General features: G+C 66.2%; 17 protein-coding genes, 1 tRNA gene and 1 CRISPR repeat array. Of the genes, 14 read left to right on the forward strand and 4 right to left on the reverse strand.

The window, feature by feature from the left end; all coding sequences use genetic code 11:
• The first annotated feature begins 47 nt into the window (after positions 1–47).
• Positions 48–1,275: direct repeats of the CRISPR family, unit length 30 nt; unit sequence GTTTTGGCAGTACCTATGAGGGCTTGAAAC.
• Between the two features lie 241 nt (positions 1,276–1,516).
• Positions 1,517–1,849, reverse strand: a complete 333-nt coding sequence (locus ACWIVK_RS02550) for a hypothetical protein (RefSeq protein WP_448574974.1) — start codon at positions 1,847–1,849, stop codon at positions 1,517–1,519.
• Positions 1,850–2,855: 1,006 nt separating this feature from the next.
• On the opposite strand from ACWIVK_RS02550, the gene ACWIVK_RS02555 reads away from it, so the two are divergent.
• The 5 genes from ACWIVK_RS02555 (at position 2,856) to ACWIVK_RS02575 (ending at position 7,193) form a co-directional block, all read left to right on the forward strand.
• Positions 2,856–2,926 (forward strand) — tRNA-Gln (locus tag ACWIVK_RS02555).
• A gap of 49 nt (positions 2,927–2,975) precedes the next feature.
• Positions 2,976–4,388: a bifunctional UDP-N-acetylglucosamine diphosphorylase/glucosamine-1-phosphate N-acetyltransferase GlmU gene (gene glmU / locus ACWIVK_RS02560; RefSeq protein ID WP_448574975.1), complete on the forward strand. Its 1,413-nt coding sequence runs from the start codon at positions 2,976–2,978 to the stop codon at positions 4,386–4,388.
• A 4-nt stretch (positions 4,389–4,392) separates the two neighbouring features.
• Positions 4,393–5,331 carry a ribose-phosphate diphosphokinase gene (locus tag ACWIVK_RS02565; protein ID WP_448574976.1) on the forward strand — a complete coding sequence of 313 codons (939 nt, stop codon included), beginning with the start codon at positions 4,393–4,395 and terminating at the stop codon, positions 5,329–5,331.
• Between the two features lie 41 nt (positions 5,332–5,372).
• Entirely contained in the window at positions 5,373–6,635 is a 1,263-nt protein-coding gene (locus ACWIVK_RS02570; protein WP_448574977.1) for a hemolysin family protein, read from the forward strand.
• Between the two features lie 6 nt (positions 6,636–6,641).
• Positions 6,642–7,193 (forward strand): biotin--[acetyl-CoA-carboxylase] ligase, encoded by a 552-nt coding sequence (locus tag ACWIVK_RS02575; RefSeq protein WP_448574978.1) that lies wholly within the window; start codon positions 6,642–6,644, stop codon positions 7,191–7,193.
• On the opposite strand, the gene ACWIVK_RS02580 is transcribed toward ACWIVK_RS02575, so the two are convergent.
• A complete protein-coding gene (locus ACWIVK_RS02580) occupies positions 7,180–8,316 on the reverse strand; it encodes an LLM class flavin-dependent oxidoreductase (protein WP_448574979.1) in 1,137 nt (378 codons plus the stop codon). The two genes, ACWIVK_RS02575 and ACWIVK_RS02580, sit on opposite strands and share 14 nt — an antisense overlap.
• A gap of 197 nt (positions 8,317–8,513) precedes the next feature.
• On the opposite strand from ACWIVK_RS02580, the gene ACWIVK_RS02585 reads away from it, so the two are divergent.
• The 9 genes from ACWIVK_RS02585 to ACWIVK_RS02625 all read left to right on the forward strand — a co-directional run bounded on the left by ACWIVK_RS02585 (position 8,514) and on the right by ACWIVK_RS02625 (position 16,773).
• Entirely contained in the window at positions 8,514–9,539 is a 1,026-nt protein-coding gene (locus ACWIVK_RS02585) for a hypothetical protein (RefSeq protein ID WP_448574980.1), read from the forward strand.
• A gap of 279 nt (positions 9,540–9,818) precedes the next feature.
• A complete protein-coding gene (locus tag ACWIVK_RS02590) occupies positions 9,819–11,030 on the forward strand; it encodes an acyl-CoA dehydrogenase family protein (protein ID WP_448574981.1) in 1,212 nt (403 codons plus the stop codon).
• Position 11,031: 1 nt separating this feature from the next.
• Entirely contained in the window at positions 11,032–11,568 is a 537-nt protein-coding gene (locus tag ACWIVK_RS02595; protein ID WP_448574982.1) for a gamma carbonic anhydrase family protein, read from the forward strand.
• Positions 11,565–12,338 (forward strand): enoyl-CoA hydratase-related protein, encoded by a 774-nt coding sequence (locus ACWIVK_RS02600; protein ID WP_448574983.1) that lies wholly within the window; start codon positions 11,565–11,567, stop codon positions 12,336–12,338. Before ACWIVK_RS02595 ends, ACWIVK_RS02600 begins: the two co-directional genes overlap by 4 nt.
• Positions 12,339–12,371: 33 nt before the next feature.
• On the forward strand, positions 12,372–13,136 hold the full coding sequence (locus ACWIVK_RS02605; RefSeq protein ID WP_448574984.1) for an electron transfer flavoprotein subunit beta/FixA family protein: 765 nt from the start codon (positions 12,372–12,374) through the stop codon (positions 13,134–13,136).
• A gap of 18 nt (positions 13,137–13,154) precedes the next feature.
• Positions 13,155–14,147, forward strand: a complete 993-nt coding sequence (locus ACWIVK_RS02610; RefSeq protein WP_448574985.1) for an electron transfer flavoprotein subunit alpha/FixB family protein — start codon at positions 13,155–13,157, stop codon at positions 14,145–14,147.
• Complete coding sequence (locus tag ACWIVK_RS02615) at positions 14,144–15,442, forward strand: FAD-dependent oxidoreductase (protein WP_448574987.1); 1,299 nt, start codon at positions 14,144–14,146, stop codon at positions 15,440–15,442. The genes ACWIVK_RS02610 and ACWIVK_RS02615 overlap by 4 nt, the downstream gene beginning before the upstream one ends.
• A 63-nt stretch (positions 15,443–15,505) precedes the next feature.
• Positions 15,506–16,375 (forward strand): CvpA family protein, encoded by an 870-nt coding sequence (locus ACWIVK_RS02620; protein ID WP_448574989.1) that lies wholly within the window; start codon positions 15,506–15,508, stop codon positions 16,373–16,375.
• 227 nt (positions 16,376–16,602) lie between these two features.
• Complete coding sequence (locus ACWIVK_RS02625) at positions 16,603–16,773, forward strand: hypothetical protein (protein ID WP_448574990.1); 171 nt, start codon at positions 16,603–16,605, stop codon at positions 16,771–16,773.
• A gap of 6 nt (positions 16,774–16,779) precedes the next feature.
• On the opposite strand, the gene ACWIVK_RS02630 is transcribed toward ACWIVK_RS02625, so the two are convergent.
• On the reverse strand, positions 16,780–17,283 hold the full coding sequence (locus tag ACWIVK_RS02630) for a GNAT family N-acetyltransferase (protein WP_448574991.1): 504 nt from the start codon (positions 17,281–17,283) through the stop codon (positions 16,780–16,782).
• A gap of 153 nt (positions 17,284–17,436) precedes the next feature.
• Positions 17,437–19,323: PAS domain-containing protein (locus ACWIVK_RS02635; RefSeq protein ID WP_448574992.1), on the reverse strand; the 1,887-nt coding region annotated here is incomplete at its 5' end.

Here is a 19,323-nt window from a genome sequence, read left to right on the forward strand (position 1 = left end):
GGCTTGAAACGGTGCGCCGAGCCGAGGCGCTGTTTGTCCCGTATATGGTTTTGGCAGTACCTATGAGGGCTTGAAACTGAGCACCGCATCTGCCTCGTCCTGGGGCTGGCGGTGGTTTTGGCAGTACCTATGAGGGCTTGAAACTTCGGATCAGGCGGCGACTCGAACAGGTGTTCGGCCGCGTTTTGGCAGTACCTATGAGGGCTTGAAACATTGGGTCAAGAGTCAGGCCATGGAGTGGCACCGCTGTTTTGGCAGTACCTATGAGGGCTTGAAACCAGGAGGTACTTTTGGACTTGCAAGCGGCGCTCAACGGTTTTGGCAGTACCTATGAGGGCTTGAAACCGTAGGCGAGGCTGTAGCCCTGGAGTTCGCCGGATAGTTTTGGCAGTACCTATGAGGGCTTGAAACTCCGCACCGATTTCCCCACCACCCGCGCCTCGACGTGTTTTGGCAGTACCTATGAGGGCTTGAAACCTCGGGGTCGACGAGCAACACCTCCGGGTCGGGGATGGTTTTGGCAGTACCTATGAGGGCTTGAAACCACGAGTGGGTCGGGTACAAAGGGCGTGCAGTCTGGAGTTTTGGCAGTACCTATGAGGGCTTGAAACATGACGAGACGCAACGCGTCGTCGCGGATCGTGATGGTTTTGGCAGTACCTATGAGGGCTTGAAACAGTGACGAGATAACAACCTCCACGTGCATGTCAAGAGTTTTGGCAGTACCTATGAGGGCTTGAAACTCGATGAACGCCTCCGACCATCCGAGCTTCAGCGCGGTTTTGGCAGTACCTATGAGGGCTTGAAACCTACCGCCACGCCAAGCTGCTCGCCACCCATCTCCACGTTTTGGCAGTACCTATGAGGGCTTGAAACCACCGCAGCCGCGGCGGCCACCCACCGAAACAGGCGGTTTTGGCAGTACCTATGAGGGCTTGAAACGTCGTAGCGGTAGTCCGTTTGCCCACGCCGATGCGAGTTTTGGTAGTACCTATGAGGGCTTGAAACCGTACTGCGTCGCGAGTTTTTGGGTCGCCTGCTCCACGTTTTGGCAGTACCTATGAGGGCTTGAAACCCGAACGAACGGCCCGGGTCGGCGGGTCGGTCATTCCGTTTTGGCAGTACCTATGAGGGCTTGAAACTCGGCCCGGTCGCGCGCCGGGTCGACATGGACCAACGTTTTGGCAGTACCTATGAGGGCTTGAAACTCATTCAAATAGGTTTCGGTTCGTCGTCAGCAGTCAGGTTTTGGCAGTACCTATGAGGGCTTGAAACGCCAGCATGGCAACTCTGGCTTGCCGCCACGGCGTAGGTTTCGACAGTGCCTGTGGGGACGTGAAACGCTGTCGCCACGATGACCTTCGGGACGATCCCCCTTCGTTGCGACCGTGCCGAAGAGGGTTGGAAACGACCAGTGTGCTGCGTGTCGAGGAGAGCTGCTCGAACGCGAGCGAGGGCCGAGTCCACTGACCCGACCCTCGGTGCGCTCTCTCGCGTGTCGCTCGGTGCCCGAACGTCATGCCTGGAGGTGCGACCCCTCCGCTTCCAGTGTGCTCGGGACCTTCGGCGGCAAGCCGTGTTGGCGCGCGATGGCGATCGCCTCGTCGCGGCTCAGCACCCCGGAGTCCTTGAGGACCTTCAACGCACGCGCGAACGATGCGAACCGTGCGTGCAACGCGGCGAGCGGCTTCTGTGACTGCACCCGCCAGATGATGGGTTGGATCGCGACCAAGCGGTCGTCGCGGCGAACCGCGACCACCGTGATACCGCCGATAGCCACTTCGCCGTCCCGGAACTCGTGGGCGACGACAATGGCCTCGAGGTTGGCAAGCGTATGCTTGTATTCCACATGCACCTCCTTGACCCATTACATAGTATACCACATCCAACACAAGCTTGTCAAGTGAGTAGACGGGAGTACAGCAGGAGGTCGGTCGAGCAGACGCGCGTCTCTCCCTTGGGTTTCGACAGCAGCGATGAGTGCTCGAAATGCGTGCGGTGGTGCGCGTGCAGAGCGAGCGAACGGCGTTTCGACGATACCCATGTTTCGACAGTACCCATGAGGGCGAGAAACGCGCGAACGGCCGGGGCGGAACACGATCGGCATCGTCTCGACAGGACCACGGTGGGCGAGGAACGTGCTTCGATCGGTCGGGTGACGCAGGAGACGATCGAGTGTCGACAGGACCGAGGGCGGCAGGAAACGATCCCGAGTTGGCGGATCGTCGCCCACCACGGACGACTTTCGGCACGACCGATGGGCGCTCGAACGGCGCAAGGACGATCCAGAAGGCATCCTCGTGCGCCGTGACCACCGTCCCGCTGAAGGCTCGCTCCAGTTTCCCTCTGCTGGTCGGCGATCACCTGCCGGGCTTTCGAGCGTACCGTCGAGGGCCGAAAAAGCGGGATGCTGGAGCGAGCCGGGCGCGAGGAGCCCGTTTCGGCAGCACCTCTGAGGGCTGCAAGCTCGGCAGGTTCCGGCTGTGCCATGCGGAAAATCGCGGGTTTCGGAAATGTCTCGGAGGGCTCGAAGCCTCTTGGCTGATCGTCTCGCGGGGGACCATGCCGTCGGGATCGGCGGTCCGTTCGAAAAGGCGTAGCGCGCGACAGCCGATCCCTCGCGTCGCGGCCCGTGTGGGCACGTTCCCTGGTCCAGTGCGACCGCGTGCGCTCGATGGGGAGCGCGACCGCCCCGCTCCGTTGCCCTTGCAGCGGCGCTCGCGGTCCCGTGCGACTGCAGCGGGTGCTCCAGTGCCCACCTGCACATCGCACGGCGGGCTCTCCAGTACCCTGGTGGCGCGCGTGCCAGTTGACAGCGCGCCATGCACCGTGTACGCTTTCTTCGGTGAACACGTTGGCGGGTGGTGAAACGGTATCACAGGGGCCTTTGGAGTCCTTGTTCCAGGTTCGAATCCTGGCCCGCCAGCCGGAGGCATGCGAGAGCGTCTCGCAGCATGCCTGATCGATCAGCGACGGTGGACGAGAAGTCAGACAGCACGCAAACGACGCCGGCTGAGCCGCTCGCAGCCGTGGTGCTTGCGGGAGGGCTCGGGACACGGATGCGTTCGCGCCTCCCGAAAGAATTCCACCCCCTCGCCGGTCGACCCCTCCTCGGTTATGTCCTCGATGCCGTCGCGGTGCTCCCGGTTGCCCAGCGGATCCTCGTGGCGAGCCCATCGAAGATGGCACTGTGCTCCCAGTTCTGTACGGAGTGGGAAATCGCGCTGCAGGAGGAACCGTTGGGGACAGGGCATGCACTGGGTCGCGCACTGCCGTTGTTGCGGCCCGAGATCCGGTGGGTCCTGCTCGTCTTCGGTGATCACCCGTTGCTCAGGGGGGAAGATCTAGCACGGTTGGTCAACGCAGCCATGCACCAGCGCCCGCTCGCGGCAGTGCTCACGACGATGCTCTCCGATCCAGCAGCCTACGGGCGGATCCGGCGTGATCCGGACGGGCGCGTGACGGGCGTCGTCGAGGCGCGCGAGGATCCGAACCGTTACAGTGGGCCGGTCGAGGTGGTGAGTGGTGCGACGATCTACTGGCGCGCGTGGCTCGAGGACGCCTTGCCACGACTGCCCCGGAGTCCTTCCGGCGAGTATTACCACACCGCCCTCATCGCCTCGGCAGCGGCTGAGCGACCCGGTGACGCAGTGATCACGGTCGGAGCACCGCCGGAAACAGCGCTCGGCGTGAACGACCGCGTCGATCTGGCGCGAGCCGAGGCGATCCTGCGCGACCGCATCGTTCAGGCTCACCAGCGCGCTGGCGTGACGATCGTCGATCCAGCGACGACGTGGATCGAGCCCAGTGTCGAGATCGAGCCAGACGCGCGGATCGAGCCCTTCACCATTCTGGCGGGACGGACACGAATCGCGCAGGGCGCGCGGGTCGGCCCCCATGCCGTGGTGCGCGATAGCGTCGTCGGCCCGGACTCCACGGTCGTCGCCTCGGTCCTGGAAGAAGCCGTGCTCGGAGCGCGCGTGCACGTCGGTCCGTACAGTCACCTGCGCCCAGGAACGATCGTCGCGGACGACGTGCACATCGGCAACTTTGCCGAGCTCAAGAACGCACACGTCGGTCGTGCCACCCGGATCGGGCACATGAGCTACATCGGCGATGCCGAACTTGGTGAGCGCGTCAATATCGGAGCCGGCACGGTGACCTGCAACTTCGACGGGGTCGCCAAGCATCGGACAGTCATCGAAGACGAGGCGTTCATCGGCAGCGATACCATGCTCGTTGCGCCTGTCCAGGTCGGACGCGGAGCCCGGACCGGAGCGGGCAGCGTGGTGACGAAGGACGTGGCGCCAGGGACGACGGTGGTGGGCGTACCGGCCCGCCTGGTGGGAGCGCGGCGCCAGCGCCGTCGCGACGAAACAGGAGCATAGGAGCGTGGACGGTCGACTGCAGATCTTCGCTGGAAACTCCAATCCCCGCCTGGCCCAGGCGATCGTCGGCGTGCTGGAAACGCCGCTCGGCCGCGCGGAGGTCTCCAGCTGGAGCGATGGGGAGACGCGCGTTCGCCTGGAAGAAAATGTCCGGGGCTCGGACGTGTTCGTCATCCAGTCGCTCTGCGCCCCGGTCAACCAGAACATCATGGAACTTTTGATCATGCTCGATGCGGTCAAGCGCGCCTCGGCTGCCCGCATCACCGCGGTGATCCCGTATTACGCCTACGCGCGTCAGGAAAAGAAGACGGCTGGGCGCGAGCCGATCAGCGCCAAGCTCTTGGCGAACCTGCTGACGACCGCTGGCGCCGATCGCGTGTTGACGATCGACCTGCACGCACCAGCGATCGAGGGGTTCTTCGATATCCCGGTCGATCATCTGCGGGCTACGCCGATCCTGGCTGCGCATTTCCGACGCTTGGGCCTCACCGACTTCGTCGTGGTCAGCCCGGATGCCGGTGCAGTCGTGCGGGCTGATGAATTCCGCCGTCGCGCTGGGGGGAGCTTGGCCATCATCTCCAAGAAGCGACCCGGACCAGAGGTCGCCGAGGTGCTGGAAATGGTCGGTGACGTCGCGGGCCGGGATGCGGTGATCGTCGACGACATCATCGCGACCGGTGGGACGCTCCTGCAAGCTGCCGAGCTCTTGCGAGAGCGTGGGGCGCGGCGGATCTTCGCAGCTGCCGTGCACGGCGTGTTCGCTGGGCAGGCACTGGAGCGGATCCACGTGTCACCGATCGAGAAAGTGTTCGTGACGGATACGATTCCCTTACCAGAAGGGATGTGCACGGACAAGGTGGAGGTGCTGACCGTCGCACCGCTGCTGGCGGAAGCGATCATGCGCATTCATAAGGATCTGAGCATCAGTGCACTCTTCACCTGACCGCTCGCCGCCTCTGGCGGGGCCATCCCGGGAGTGTGTGCTTGAGTAGTCCTTGGACAGAAGCGATTCTCTTCGTGGTCTTGGCTGTCGTCCTCTTCGCGGCGGCTGTCGTGGATCTGGCGAGTTGTCTGCCGGCTCGTCGCTCGCTGCGGGAGTTTCTCGCCGAGTTGGCTCAGACGCAGAACGGGAACGACGAGACGACGCTCGAGCAGCTGCGTGTTGCCCGTCCGGCGATCCGGCTCGTGCAAGCGAGCGCGTTCCTCGGCTTGACCGTCCTCGCCGTGCGGATCGGCCAACGATGGTGGCCACAGCACAGCCTGGCGGTGGCCACGCTGATCGCCTCCGTTGCCCTGATCGTCCTCGCCAGTGCTGCGCCGATGGCGCTGCTGGAGCGACGGCAACTCTTCATGAGCGCTCGCTTCCGCTTGCTCGCCGGCGTGCTCGGTCGGGTGGGGGCGCCGCTGCGCCTGCTCAGCGAGCTCCTCGAGCGGCCACTAGCGGTGCTCATCCCGCTTGCCCGGACGCCAGCGGTTCCCTCCCCAGCGCTCCCGCCAGTCCACGAGGAGGTGGTCGAGGAGGCGGAAGAACTGATCGAGCGGGTGTTGCGGCTCGATCGGCTGACGGCGCGCGACATCATGGTGCCGCGGACCGATATCGTCGCCGTGCCGTTCGAGCTGTCGGTGCGCGATGCGATCGCCGTGGCGCGCCAGACGCGTCACTCGCGGCTGCCGGTCTACCAGGGGACGATCGACCGGATCGTGGGCATCGTGCACGTCCGCGATCTCCTGCGCTTTGCGCTCGAGCCGGCCGAGGGAATCAAGGTCGGGGATGTCATGCGGGAGGCGTACTTCATCCCGGAGTCGAAGCGGGTCGATGAGCTCTTGCGCGACTTGCAGCACCAGCGTGTCCACATGGCCATCGTGGTCGACGAGTTCGGTGGAACAGCGGGAATCGTCACCATCGAGGACGTGCTGGAGGAGATCGTCGGGGAGATCCAGGACGAGTACGATGCAGAAGCACCGCTCGTCGAACGTCTCAGCGCGGACGAAGCGATCGTCGATGGGCGGATCTCGCTGGAGGAGATCGCGGATATCTTCGGCGTCTCGCTGGAAGAGGAGGAGAGTTCGACGATCGGCGGGTTGGTCCAGGCGCATCTGGGGCGTATCCCGCAGCCGGGCGAGTCGGTGCGGGTCGATGGCCTGGAGGTGACCGTCCTGGAAGTGACCGGAAACCGGGTGCGCAAGCTCGCGGTGCGCCGCGTTGCGGCTCCGGTCTCGGCGTCGGACGAGGACGAGCGCAGCTGAGCGAGCATGGTCGCCTGGGTCGTTCACCGGTACCAGCGCGTGACCTCGACGATGGACATCGCCGCGGACCTCGCTGCCCGCGGCGCACCGGCGGGGACCGTGGTCCTGGCCGAGGAGCAGACGGAAGGGCGCGGACGAGAGGGCCGACGTTGGCTCGCTCCACCCGGAACCTCGCTGCTCTTCACGGTCATCGCGCGCCCACCGTTCGCGGTCGTGCAGGACGAGCGTCTCGCCGTGCGGGTCGCCGAGCGCGTCGCGGCGGCGATCGCGGCCACCTGCGGCCTGCGACCGTCGATCAAGGAGCCGAACGATCTCCTGGTCAATGGCCGCAAACTGGTCGGCATCCTTTTGCAAAGTCGCGTGCGTACAGAAGTGCTCGAGTATCTGCTGATCGGGATCGGGATCAACGTCAACATTCCAGCGGACTGCCTTCCCCTGCCGACGGCGACGAGTCTTCTCGTCGAACTCGGTCAGCCGGTCGACCGCGACCGGCTGCTCGCGGCAGTCCTCGATGAGCTCGCTCGGGACGAGCGACTCTTTCCTCCTACCGCTCAGTGAGGTCGCGCTCGAGAGCACGGCGCACGCGCCAAAGGGCGAAGATGGTCCACGCTGCCGCCGGCGGCGAGGCGAGAGCGGAAACCGGCAAGAGCGCGAGGAAGCGCAGACCTGCTGCCCGATAGCTCCGAATCCGCGCCAGCACCTGATCGGGAGTACCCCAGAGGAAACTGCGTTCGACCAGTTCCGGAGGGACAAGGCGCAGGGCAGCACGGAGCGCCTCCGGGGTGATCCGCTCCGGAATGAAGTCCAGGTACCCGCGGAACCGCTCGCCGAGCGGATGCGCGAGCCCGAGTTCCCGCCACTCGTCGGCCGGGCGGAGCAGCCCGGTGAGCCGCAGCGCCGGATGGCGGAGGAGACGGCGCGCGGCATCCTCGGTCGGGGCGAGGAGCACGGGGGCCTGGAGGGCTGGAACGATGGACGTGGGATCGCGACCAGCGCGCTCCGCGGCCTGGCGGATCTGGGCGAGTCGCGCGGCATAGCGCTCGGGCGAATCGATCCAGTTCGGGTACCAGCCATCGGCGAAGCGACCGGCCAGCTCCAGCATGCGCGGCCCGTGCGCGCCCAGCCAGATCTCCGGTCGGCGTCGCGGCGGGGCAGTGAGTTCGAAGACGCCGTCGGCGAGCCGATAGAAGCGTCCGGTGAAGCGGATCGCGCCCGGCGTGTCCAGGCAGGCACGCAGGATGGTGAGCGCTTCCTCCAGTCGTGCGACCGGTCGATCGAAGGGGAAACCATAGGGTTCCAGATTCTCGGCCTCCCCCGCTCCGATTCCGATGATCGGTGGGCGCCGCGTCAGATGGGCCAGTGTGAGCGCCGTCTGGGCGAGCAGCACAGGATGGCGGCGAATCGGATCGGTGACGCCGACACCGAGCCGGAGCCGTCCAGCGTGCGCGCTCAGGCGGCCGAGCAGGCTGGCGAAGTCGTAGTAGGGATGGGGGCTCCCGCGCAGGCGAGCCAACCAGGTGATTCGCGGCGACCAGAGAACCCGAGGAACGAAGTCCTGGAGGTGATCCCAGACCATGACGGCATCGAAGCGCAAGAGGCGCGCCAAGCGGACGAGGCCGAGGACACCGGCCAGCGGCGGTTGGGCTGGGACGACGAGTGCGAGCGCGAGTCGGTCGTCCATCATCGGTTCCCCCGGCGTCGAGTATGCCCACGGGAAGCGTCCGACTGCAGGGTAACAGCGACTGGGTGGAGTGCCACGGTTGGATGCCTGGCTCGCTGAGTGTCCCCAAGCACGGGGACGAGCGGGCCACGATGGTACGAGCAACGGCCTACAGTAGCACCGATTTTCGAGTACACTGGTCGAGGAGGCTTTGCTGGATGGACGTCAAAGACCTGCGTGACCTCGTCCGCTTGCTCGAAGAACATCCAGAGTGGCGCGCGGAGCTCCGACGCTTGCTCCTGAGCGAGGAGATCGTGCGCCTGCCGGAGGAGGTGGCGCAGCTGTCCCGCGATATCCGCGAGCTGCGGGCAGTCACCAGCGAGCTCATCGCCGCCCATACCGCAGCACTCGAGCGCTTCACCCGGGTCGAGCAAGCGATCGCTGCCCTGCGCGAGACAGTCGAGGCGGAGGCAGCTCAGGCGCGTGCCTTGCAGGAGACTGTTCGACAGGAGACCGAGCAAGTGCGGGAACATTCGCGACAGATCGGGGAGCTGCGGGAGGCGGTCGCGGAACACTCGCGACAGATTGCGCAACTGCGCGCGACGGTTGAAGAACATTCGCGACAGATCGGGGAGCTGCGGGAGGCGGTCGCGGAACACAGCGAGCAGCTGCGCGAGCATTCGCGGCAGATTGCCGAACTCCGGGCAACAGTCGAGCGTCTCACGCAAGAGTTTGTGCAGTTCCGCGAAGCTGTCGAGCAGCGGTTCCTGCGAGTCGAGGCGCGACTGGATCGAGTAGAGAATCGACTCGATCAGCTGGTCGGGATCACGCTGGAACTGCGCTCGCAGCAACGCCTCAGCTCGTGGCTTGGTTTCGTGCTGGAGAAGATCAAAGTACGCCCTCCCGGGGACTGGGCGGAGCAGTTGCGGCCCCTCGTCGGTGCCGCAGTATTCGATGAGGTACTCGATGCCGATCTGCTCGTCCGGGGGCGCTTGCGGCGGGATCCATCGATCGAGCTCTGGCTCGTGGTCGAGGTGTCGGGTGTCGTCGATCGGACCGATGTCGAGCGCGCGGTGACGCGAGCGATGGTCCTGCAACCAGCCCTGAAGCGTGTCGTTCCTCTCGTCGTCGGTGAACGGGCGACCGAGGGGGCGATGGAGCTGGCGGATCGCTTGGATGTCGTCACACTCCTGAATGGCCGTATGCAGAATTGGGAAGAGGCGGCGGCCCGCTGGGTGGCGTGAGCGTGCAAGGAAACACGGCGGACGGCAGCTCCTCGCTTCGTTCACTGGACGATCGTCGGACTCGTCTCGTGGTTGCCCTCCGGTAACGACGCGCTGGTGGCGGTGTCGATGCAGTTCCACGGACAGTCGGGACGGAGTAGGACATTTCTTCGGGATGTGTGGGGTTTTCCTCGAAACCTTCCCCGCTTGTAAGGGAAACCCAGCTGACCTATACTGCGCGCCAGAGGGTGCCGAGGCGGCGAGCCTCGCGGCAGCGAGTGACGCTCTGGGAGGTCAGTCATGGATTTCGAGTTCACCCCGGAACAGATCCAAGTGCGGGACATGGTCCGCGAGTGGGCGCAGCGGGAGGTCGCTCCCTACATCCGCGAGTGGGATGCCAAGGGGGAGTATCACCCGGAGATCTATCGGCGGATGGGTGAGTTGGGACTGCTCGGCTTGCCGATCCCCGAGCGATACGGCGGCGGAGGCTTCGATTACGTCGCCCTCGCGCTCGCCTGCGAGGAACTGGAGGCAGTCGATACGTTCCTCCGCGTGGCGATCAGCGTGCACGTCGGCTTGAACAGCTTGACGCTCCTCCAGTGGGGGACCGAGGAGCAGAAGCAGCGCTGGTTGGTTCCCCAGGCACGGGGGGAGAAACTGGCGACCTTCGCGCTCACCGAGCCGGGTGCGGGCTCGGATGCTGGGCATATCCAGACGCGCGCGGTCCGCGATGGCGACAGTTACATCCTGAATGGCGAGAAGATGTGGATCTCGCTCGCCAATACGGCTGACCATTTCCTCGTCTTCGCCACGCTCGACCCGGCACTCGGTCATCGCGGACTGTGCGCGTTCATGGTGGAGCGCGGGATGCCCGGGCTCACGACCGGCTCGCTCCACGGCAAGCTGGGGGTGCGCGCGGGCGATACCGGTTGGATCTCGCTCCAGAACGTCCGCGTGCCGGCTGAAAACATGATCGGCGAACCGGGGGAGGGCTTCAAGATCGCGATGAGCGCGATCGATCAGGGTCGCTTCACCGTGGCGGCCGGGGCATGTGGGCTGATCCGGGCCTGTCTGGAGGCGAGCGTCAAGTACTGCCACGAGCGTCAGGCTTTCGGGCAGGAGATCGGGCGGTTCCAGCTCGTGCAACAGATGATCGCCAAGATGGTTCGCGGCTACGAGACGTCGCGTCTGTTGGTCTTCCGCGCCGCTGAACTCAAGAACCGCGGGATCCGCAATACCCGCGAAACCTCGCTCGCCAAGTGGCACGCCTGCGATTGCGCCTTCGAGGCAGCCAACGATGCGGTGCAGATCCACGGCGCCTACGGTTATTCCAACGAGTATCCGGTGGAGCGCTACTTCCGCAACGCACGTGGCGCGGTGATCTACGAGGGAACGCGCGAAATCCACACGCTCCTGCAGGCCGAGTATGCGCTCGGCTATCGCGTGGACAAACCGCTCCGTTGTCCGCAGCCACCAGCTCAGGGGTACGAGACGGTCGTGGTGCGGGGATGAGATGCGTCCGCTCGTCATTCCCTATCGGGGAAAGCAGCCGCAACTCGCGCCGGACGTCTTCGTCGCGCCGACGGCGGTCGTGATCGGCGATGTCGTCGTGGGGCCGAGGTCGAGCCTCTGGTTCGGCGTCGTACTGCGCGGCGACATCGGACCGATCCGGATCGGCCAACGCGTCAATCTGCAGGAAGGGGTCATCGTCCACCTCGACGAGGGATTCCCGGTGGTGATCGAGGACGATGTCACGATCGGCCATGGTGCGATCGTGCACGGCGCACAGGTCGCCGCTGGTGCCCAGATCGGCATGGGGGCGATCCTGCTCACCGGTTCGCGTGTCGGGGCGGGAGCGATCGTGGCGGCCGGAGCGTTGGTGCCGGAGGGGATGGAAATCCCGGCGGGAACGGTCGCGATCGGCATCCCGGCGCGTATCCGGCGCGAGGTGACCGCCGAAGAACGGGCCGAGCTCCTGGAGCGCGCGCAGCGGTACGCGCAGCGCGGCGAGGAATTCCGTCGTCTGCTCGCTGGCGGAGGTGAGGCATGAGCGTGCGCGTCGAGCGAGAGGGGGCGATCGCCCTCGTTACGGTCGAGCGCCCGGAACGACTCAACGCGCTCGATACCGTGACGTTGCGGGCCCTGCTCGCGGTCGTGCAGGAATTGGCAGCGGAGGAGGCGATCGCGGTCGTCGTCCTCACCGGGGCAGGGGAGCGCGCGTTCATCGCCGGAGCCGATATCAGCGAGATGGTGGAGAAGTCACCGGCCGAGGCGCTCGCCTTCGCCGAGTTGGGACATGCCGTTTGCCGGGCGATCGAGGAAGCACCGCAACCGTACATCGCAGCGGTCAACGGCTACGCGCTGGGAGGTGGCTGCGAGATCGCCCTGTCGTGCGACATCCGTCTCGCCAGCGAGCGCGCTGTCTTCGCCCAGCCGGAGGTGACGCTGGGTATCCCACCAGGCTGGGGCGGATCGCAACGGCTGCCGCGCGTCGTTCCGCCTGGTATCGCCCGCGAGTTGCTCTATACGGGGCGTCGCGTCGATGCGCAGGAAGCGTTGCGGCTCGGGCTCGTCAATGCCGTCTATCCAGCTGACCAACTCCTCGAGCGAGCTCGGGAACTGGCGAACCAGATCGCGGCCAACGGGCCACTCGCGGTGCGCCTGACCAAGGCGGCGGTTCGCTTCGGGCTCGAGCAGGGGCTCGAGGCGGGGCTGACCTACGAGCGGCAGGTGTTCGCCTATGCGTTCACCACCGAGGATCAGCGGGAGGGGATGCGGGCATTTCTGGAAAAGCGTCGGCCGACTTTTCGCGGGCGTTGACGCGTCGTCCAGCTGGTGGGATGGAGGGAAACGGTGAAGATCGCGGTGCTCGTGAAGCAGGTTCCCGATCCGAACGCCGTGCGGTTCGATCCTCGGCTGGGGGATTTGCTACCAGGCATCCAGGAAGTCGCCAACGAGTACGACCTCTACGCGCTCGAGGCAGCGCTGCGGCTCCGGGAGCAGGTCGGCGGAGAGATCGTCGTCGCGAGCGTCGGGCCGGCGCGAGACGCGCTCAATCGCGCGCTGGCGATGGGTGCCGACCGGGCGGTCTCCATCGAGGGCGAGGGGTTGCCGGGAGACAGCTGGGTAACGGCGACCGTGCTCGCCGCCTGGCTGCGACGCGAACAGCCGGACGTGATCTGGTGCGGGCAAGAGACGAGCGATTCCGGAACCGGCAACGTCGGCCCCGCGGTAGCAGCCTTGCTCGATGTTCCTCTGGTGAGCAATGTGGTCGGCTGGGAGTTTCGGGACGGTGTTTTCACCATCGAACGGGAGATCGAGGACGGGCACCAGTTCCAGGATGTGGCTCCGCCTCTGGTGCTCTGCGCGCTCTCCGCGTTGCCCCAGCCACGCTTGCCCACGTTGCGCGGCATCATGGACGCTCGCCGCAAGCCGGTCGAGCGACTCGCACCGGCTGATCTCGGTCTGGACGCCAGTGAGTTGGTACCGCTCGTCAGCTGGGCTGGCGCGAGCCAACCGGAAGCGAAGGCAGCAGGTATCGTGGTCCAGGACGTCTCGCCCGACGAGGCAGCCGAGCGCCTGCTCGTATTCCTGGAAGCGCGCGGCTTGCTGGGCTGAGGAAGGGATGAGCGATCGATGGCTGGAGAGGGTCTCCTGGTCGTCGTCGAAACGGCGCAGGGCGCAGCGCGCCCGGCTGCGCTGGAGCTGTTCGGTGCGGCGAGCCAGGCGAGCGCAGCGCTCGGCCCGGTCACGGCACTCGTCGTGGGACACGGGGTCAGCGGAGCCGCCGAGCAGGTCGCACGCCTCGGCGTGGCGCGCGTGCTCGTGGCCGACGGGCCGGAATTCGCTGACCCGGTGGCAGCGCGGATGGCACGAGCGGTCCAGCGCGCGTGGGAGCAGGTCGAGCCGGCGCTCGTTCTCGTGCCCGGCACGACCCTGGGGCGCGATACCGCGGCACTGGTCGCCGCTGAGCGCCGTATTCCTCACTTGGTCGATATCGTCGCGCTGGAGGTCACGCCGGAGGCGTTCGTCGTCACGCGTCCGGTGTATCAGAGCAAGCTGCTCACTACCGTGCGGGCGAGCCGCGAGCGCGCTGCGGTCGTGACCGTGCGCTCCGGTGCGTTCCGCCCACCCGAGCCGGCCGAGGCGACCGCGACGATCGAGGCACTGGAAGTGGTGCTGGACGAGCGTGACCGGCGCGTGCGCGTCACGCGGATGGTGGATAAGCCGCGTGGGCAGGTCGATCTGGAAAGTGCGCCGGTGGTGGTCGTCGGTGGCCGGGGGATCGGCGGGCCGGAGGGGTTTGGGCCGCTGGCGGAACTGGCGGAGCTCCTCGGTGGGGCGCTCGGCTGCACCCGAGCGGTCAGCGACCTCGGCTGGCGCCCGCACTACGAGCAGATCGGTCAAACCGGCAAGCAGGTTCGTCCCAAGCTGTATCTCGGGGTCGGAGTCTCGGGCGCGGTCCAGCATACGGTGGCGATGCAAGGGAGCGAGACGATCGTGGTGATCAATCGCGATCCCAATGCTCCGCTGGTCAAGATGGCCGATCTCGCGATCATCGGTGACTGGCGCGAGATCGTGCCGCGTCTCATCGCTCGGCTCCGCGAACGACGAGGGAAAGGTGCATGAGCCAGGAGCGCGTCGACGTCATCGTGGTCGGAGCCGGCCCAGCGGGTGTCGCTGCAGCGTTGACGCTCGCTCGAGCAGGGGTGGAGGTGGTCGTCCTCGAGCGCGGTGCCTATCCCGGAGCCAAGAACGTGATGGGTGGGATCCTCTACCGCCAGCCGACCGAGGAGTTGGTTCCCGGATTCTGGCGTGAGGCACCGCTCGAGCGAGCGATCGTCGAGCAGCGGTATCTGCTGCTCACCGACGAAGATGCGATCGGCTTGAGCTACCGCACGCCGGTCTTCGGTCAGCCACCCTACAATGCATTCAGTGTTCTCCGTGCCGAGTGGGATCGCTGGTTCGCCCAGCAGGCGGAGGCAGCCGGTGCCCTGATCGCGGCCGAGGTCACGGTCGAGGATGTCCTCTGGGACGATGGTCGGATCGTCGGCGTACGTGCCGGGGAGCAGGGAGACCTGTACGCGGACGTGGTCGTGTTGGCTGACGGAGCGAACTCGCTCCTCGCGCAGAAGGCTGGTTTGGCGCGTGACGCCCGCCCCGAGGAGCAGGCGCTCGTCGCGAAAGAGCTGCTCCGGTTGCCCGCGGAGGAGATCGACCGCCGCTTCGCGGTGCCGCCCGGCCAAGGGGTCGCCATCGAGGCGTTCGGCGCGGCAACGGGCGGTTTGCTCGGGTACGGCTTCATCTATACCAATCGGGAGACGCTGTCGATCGGGACGGGAGCGCTGCTCAGCGATCTCATCGCGCACGAGGTCAATGTCAGTGATCTCCTGGAACGCTTCAAGCGGCATCCGGCGATCGCACCGCTCCTGGAAGGGGCTGAGCTCGTCGAATACAGCGCGCACCTGATCCCGGAAGGTGGTTGGCGAGCACTCCCCACCCTTTTCACCGACGGAGCGCTGGTCGTGGGCGATGCGGCCGGGTTCGTCAACCCGCTCAGTCGCGAGGGATCGAACTTCGCGATGATCTCCGGCAAGCTCGCTGCCGAGGCGATTCTCGAGGCGCGCCAGACCGGTGACTATTCCGCACTGGCGCTCAGCCGGTACTGGGAGAAGCTCGAGGCGAGCTTCGTGCTACCGGACCTGGAGTTGATCCGCAACGTCACACCGTTCGTCCATGCTCGACCCTACCTCCTGCGAGAGGTGCCGGCGGCACTCGCCCATGCCATTCGCCATTACCTGACGGTCGACAGTACTCCGAAGGTTCGGAAGTATCGAGAGATCCTGCGAGACCTCAGCAGAGAACTCCGCCCAGCCCGTTTGTTGCGCGATGGCCTGGCAGCACTCCGCGAGTTGCCACGCTGACCGCCGTGCGGTGCATGGTAGGCTTGGTACGGAGTCGTCGCTCGTCAGCGGATGTGACGTGCCGTGACCCTTTATCTCGCGCTCGATGTCTTGCTGCTCGTGTTGCTCGCGCTCTTCGTCCCAGTCGGCTTCTGGCGTGGGGCGGCGCGGGAACTCGTGGTGACGCTGGGAATCTTGCTCGGCTTCGCGCTGGGCGAGTTCTGGGCGCAGCCGTGGGGTCTGGATCTCGCCGAGCGTACGGGACTCGGCGAGGGAGCAGCGAGCTTTTTGGCTGCGGTCCTGGTGCTCGTCGCCTGTACCTTCCTCATCGGCTACGGGGCGAGCTCAGTGATCCTGACGCCACAGCCGGGCATACTCGGGCGTCTGCTCGGTGCGGCCATCGCGCTGGCCAACGGCCTGCTCGTGCTCGGCTTCGCGCTGCGGGCGATCCGGCTGTATCTCCTGGGTGGCGCTCCGTCGGGACTCTTCGAGCAGGCGATCGTGGCGCGCCTCTTGAGCGAGAGCATGCCGTGGGTGTTGCTGGCTGGTGCACTCTTCGGTCTCCCGCTCATCGTGCTCGCGGCCGTGCTCGGCGCGCGAGCAGTCGAAGAGGAGGTCGAACCGATTCGCCGCGATCTGGAGTTCACGCTCCAGCACACGCCGACCCGTCCTCTGCCGCCGCGTGTTCCCTTCGTCCGGCACCAACCGGAGGTGGCGTACAAGACAGAGCCAGTCCACCCAGCAGGGGAACCGACGAGGCCATTGCGTGCTGCCGCCGCAGCTCCGGAGACCGGGGGGAGCACGCGCGGCGACATAGCCGAGCAGGAGACAGCGGTGCTCGCGCGACCGGCGGCCGATACTGTACCCCGCCCGGTGGACAATCGCTGCCCGTACTGCCATGCCGATATCAGCGATGCGGAAGTCTTCTGTCCACGCTGCGGCCGCGTCCTCTGAACGAGGCTCGCCGGAGCGCGCAGCGCTGCGCTCGTGCGTGGCGCGCGACCAGCGGGGAAGCGAGCAGCGATCGGGCAAGGTGATCCTGCGTGATCGCCACGGTGCGCCGATGGTGAGCACCGGCCATGAGGCGAGCGTGGGCGAGTGAGCACGGCTCGCCTCCTCTCGGCGTAGGCTGGCGAGCATCCGACGCGTTACAATCCGGCCCGAGAAGAAAGGGGCAGGGTATGGGATTCATCGGCATGCAACCGGAACCGCTGACGCCCCGCGGGCGGGCGATCGTGCTCACTGCGGTGATCCTGGCGCTCCTCTTCATCGTGGTGTGGGGTGCGGGGATCGTCCTCATGCTCCACAATCCCGGACAGGGGTCGGTCTGTCTCAGCGGGCGGTGCTGGTAGCGGCGCTCACGGCCAGTGCGGGCGTTCGCCACGGCGTTTCTGCATGAGGACGCCGTGGCGATTGCGACCGTAATAGTGGCGAACCTCGGCGATCGGCACGTAGCCGAATCGACGATAGAGCGCTCGGGCGGGTGCGTTCTTGTCCTCGACCATCAAGGTATAGAGATCGGCCGCGAGTTCCTGCTCCAGGGCGGCGAGCAGGAGCGCACCGATCCCGCGCCGTCGCCAGGCTGGTGCCACACAGAGGTTGAGGACACGCGCATGGCGGCCACGCCGGTCCCCCACCACGCACCCGACGACCTCGTCCGCGACCCGTGCGACCAGCACCCGAACACCAGGCCAGAACCAGAGAACGACGAGGGCCCACAGGCTGTAGGCCTGGCGTGGCTCGAAGCAGGCACGTTGGAGCTGGGCGAGTCGGGAAAGGTCGCGGAAAGCCGCTGGCTGGACCCAGAGTTCCTGGCCCGCGATCCGTTCGATGGTCACCAAGCGAACTGTTTGTCCGGCCACCCGGTCCTCCTCCGAGGTCACCATGATACCGCGCCGATCGGGCGCTGGTCACGGCGTCGGATGCCTTCTCGTCGTGCGACCCCATGCGTTCCAGGGAAAGCTCCTGCGCTCGTCAGCTGGTGATCGAGCTCCAGTGTCTTAGTGCGCGTTCCTTCAGCTGGACCGGCGTTCGGCCTGGCTGCTGCCGGGTTGGACAATCGCGATCTCAAAGCAGCCCTTGCCCCGCCGTTTGGCAGCATAGAGTGCCTGATCGGCACTGAGCAGCAGCGTGCCACTGTCCGGCAGTGGCCGGTCAGTGGCGACCGCTGCCCCGATGGAGAGACCGATGCGGACCTCGTGTTCGCCGCTCTGGATGGGCGGTTCGAGGGCAGCGAGCAAGCGCTCGGCGACGGCACGGACATCGACCTCCCCCGTCACATTCTCGAGCAGGACCGTGAACTCGTCGCCAGCGAAGCGGGCGACCGTGTCACCAGCCCGCACCTGCTGGCTCAACCGAGTGGCGATCTCCTCCAGCGTGGCGTCCCCCACCGCATGCCCCCAGGTATCGTTCACGCGCTTGAAGTCGTCCAGATCGAGGAAGAGGACGGCGAGGCCTCCACCATCCCGATCGGCGCGTGCCAAGGCGTGCTCCAGACGGTCGAGGAACAAGAGTCGGTTGGGCAAGCCGGTCAAGGGGTCATGGAAGGCGCGGTGGCGCAGCGCTTCCGACTCCTGCCAGCGTTCCAGGGCGAGCGCTGCGAGCTGCGTCGCGAGCTCGAGCAGCCGTTCCTCGTTGGGCTGCGGGCCGCGTGGCTCGCTCGCATAGAGGGCGAGCGTTCCAAGGACGTTCCCAGTCGTGCCCAGGATCGGCGTGGACCAGCAAGCGCGCAAGCCAGCTGCGAGCGCGACCTCCCGATAGGCGGTCCAACGGGGATCGCTGGCGATATCCTCGACGAAGATCGCTCGTCCGAGGTACGCGGCGGTGCCGCAACTTCCGGCCTGGGGACCGATCGGGAGGCCGTCGATCGCGGCAGTGTAGGAGGATGGCAGGTTGGGTGCTGCACCGTGGTAGAGTCGGTCATCGGACCCGAGCAGCAGGACCGAGCAGCGGAGGTCGGGAGCCTGCTGTTCCACGAGGCGACAGAGGAGTTCGAGGATCTCGCTCAAGGGGGCCGCTTCCGCGATCATGCGCAGCAGAGTCGTCTGGGCGAGCAGGAGTTCTTCGGCGCGCTTGCGCTCGGTCACGTCGATCAAGAGGCCGTGCCAGAACAGTGGCTTGCCCTCGGCATCGCGGATCATGATCGCCCGGTTCTCCAGCCAAACCCAACGCCCGTCCTTGCGCTGGAACCGGTACGTCGCTTGGAACGGTTCGCCGGTCTCGTCGGTCCGCACGGCCTCGGCGAAAACGCGCGGCTGGTCGTCCGGGTGCATGCGGCTGAACCAGAGACCGGGCGTCGCGAGGAACTCCTCGCGGCTGAACCCGGTTACCTCCTCGATCCGCTGGCTGAGGAAGCTCACCGGGTAGTGGAGCGAGCCATCCGGGAGGACGACCGGATCGGCTGACGTGACGAGCACTGCTGCTGGGATCTGCTCGACGAGCGTCCGGTAGCGTTCCTCGGCCTCGCGCAGCGCGTGCTCGGCCTGCTTGCGCTCGGTGACGTCGAGCATGACGCCCTGCCAGTAAAGCGGTTTCCCCTGATCGTCGCGGACGAGGCGTGCGGTACTCTCGATCCAGCGGACTGCACCGTCGCGTCGCACGATCCGGAACTCGCTCCGGAACTGGCCCGTTGCCCATGCCTCCCGCGTTTCCTGCCGGACGCGTGGATAGTCTTCCGGATGGATCGCGCGGATCCAGAGCGTGCGGTCCTGCTGGTGCTCCTCCGGCCGGTAACCGGTGAGCTGTTCCACCTGCGGGCTGACGTAGAGAAGTGGCCGCGCCAGTCGGCCGTCCGGGTAACGGATGGGCTGCGCTCCCTCTAGATAGACGACAGCCGGCAGCTGTTCGACGAGCGTGCGGTAGCGTTCCTCGGCCTCGCGGAGCGCTTCTTCGGCACGCTTGCG

Source organism: Thermomicrobium sp. (assembly GCF_053493975.1).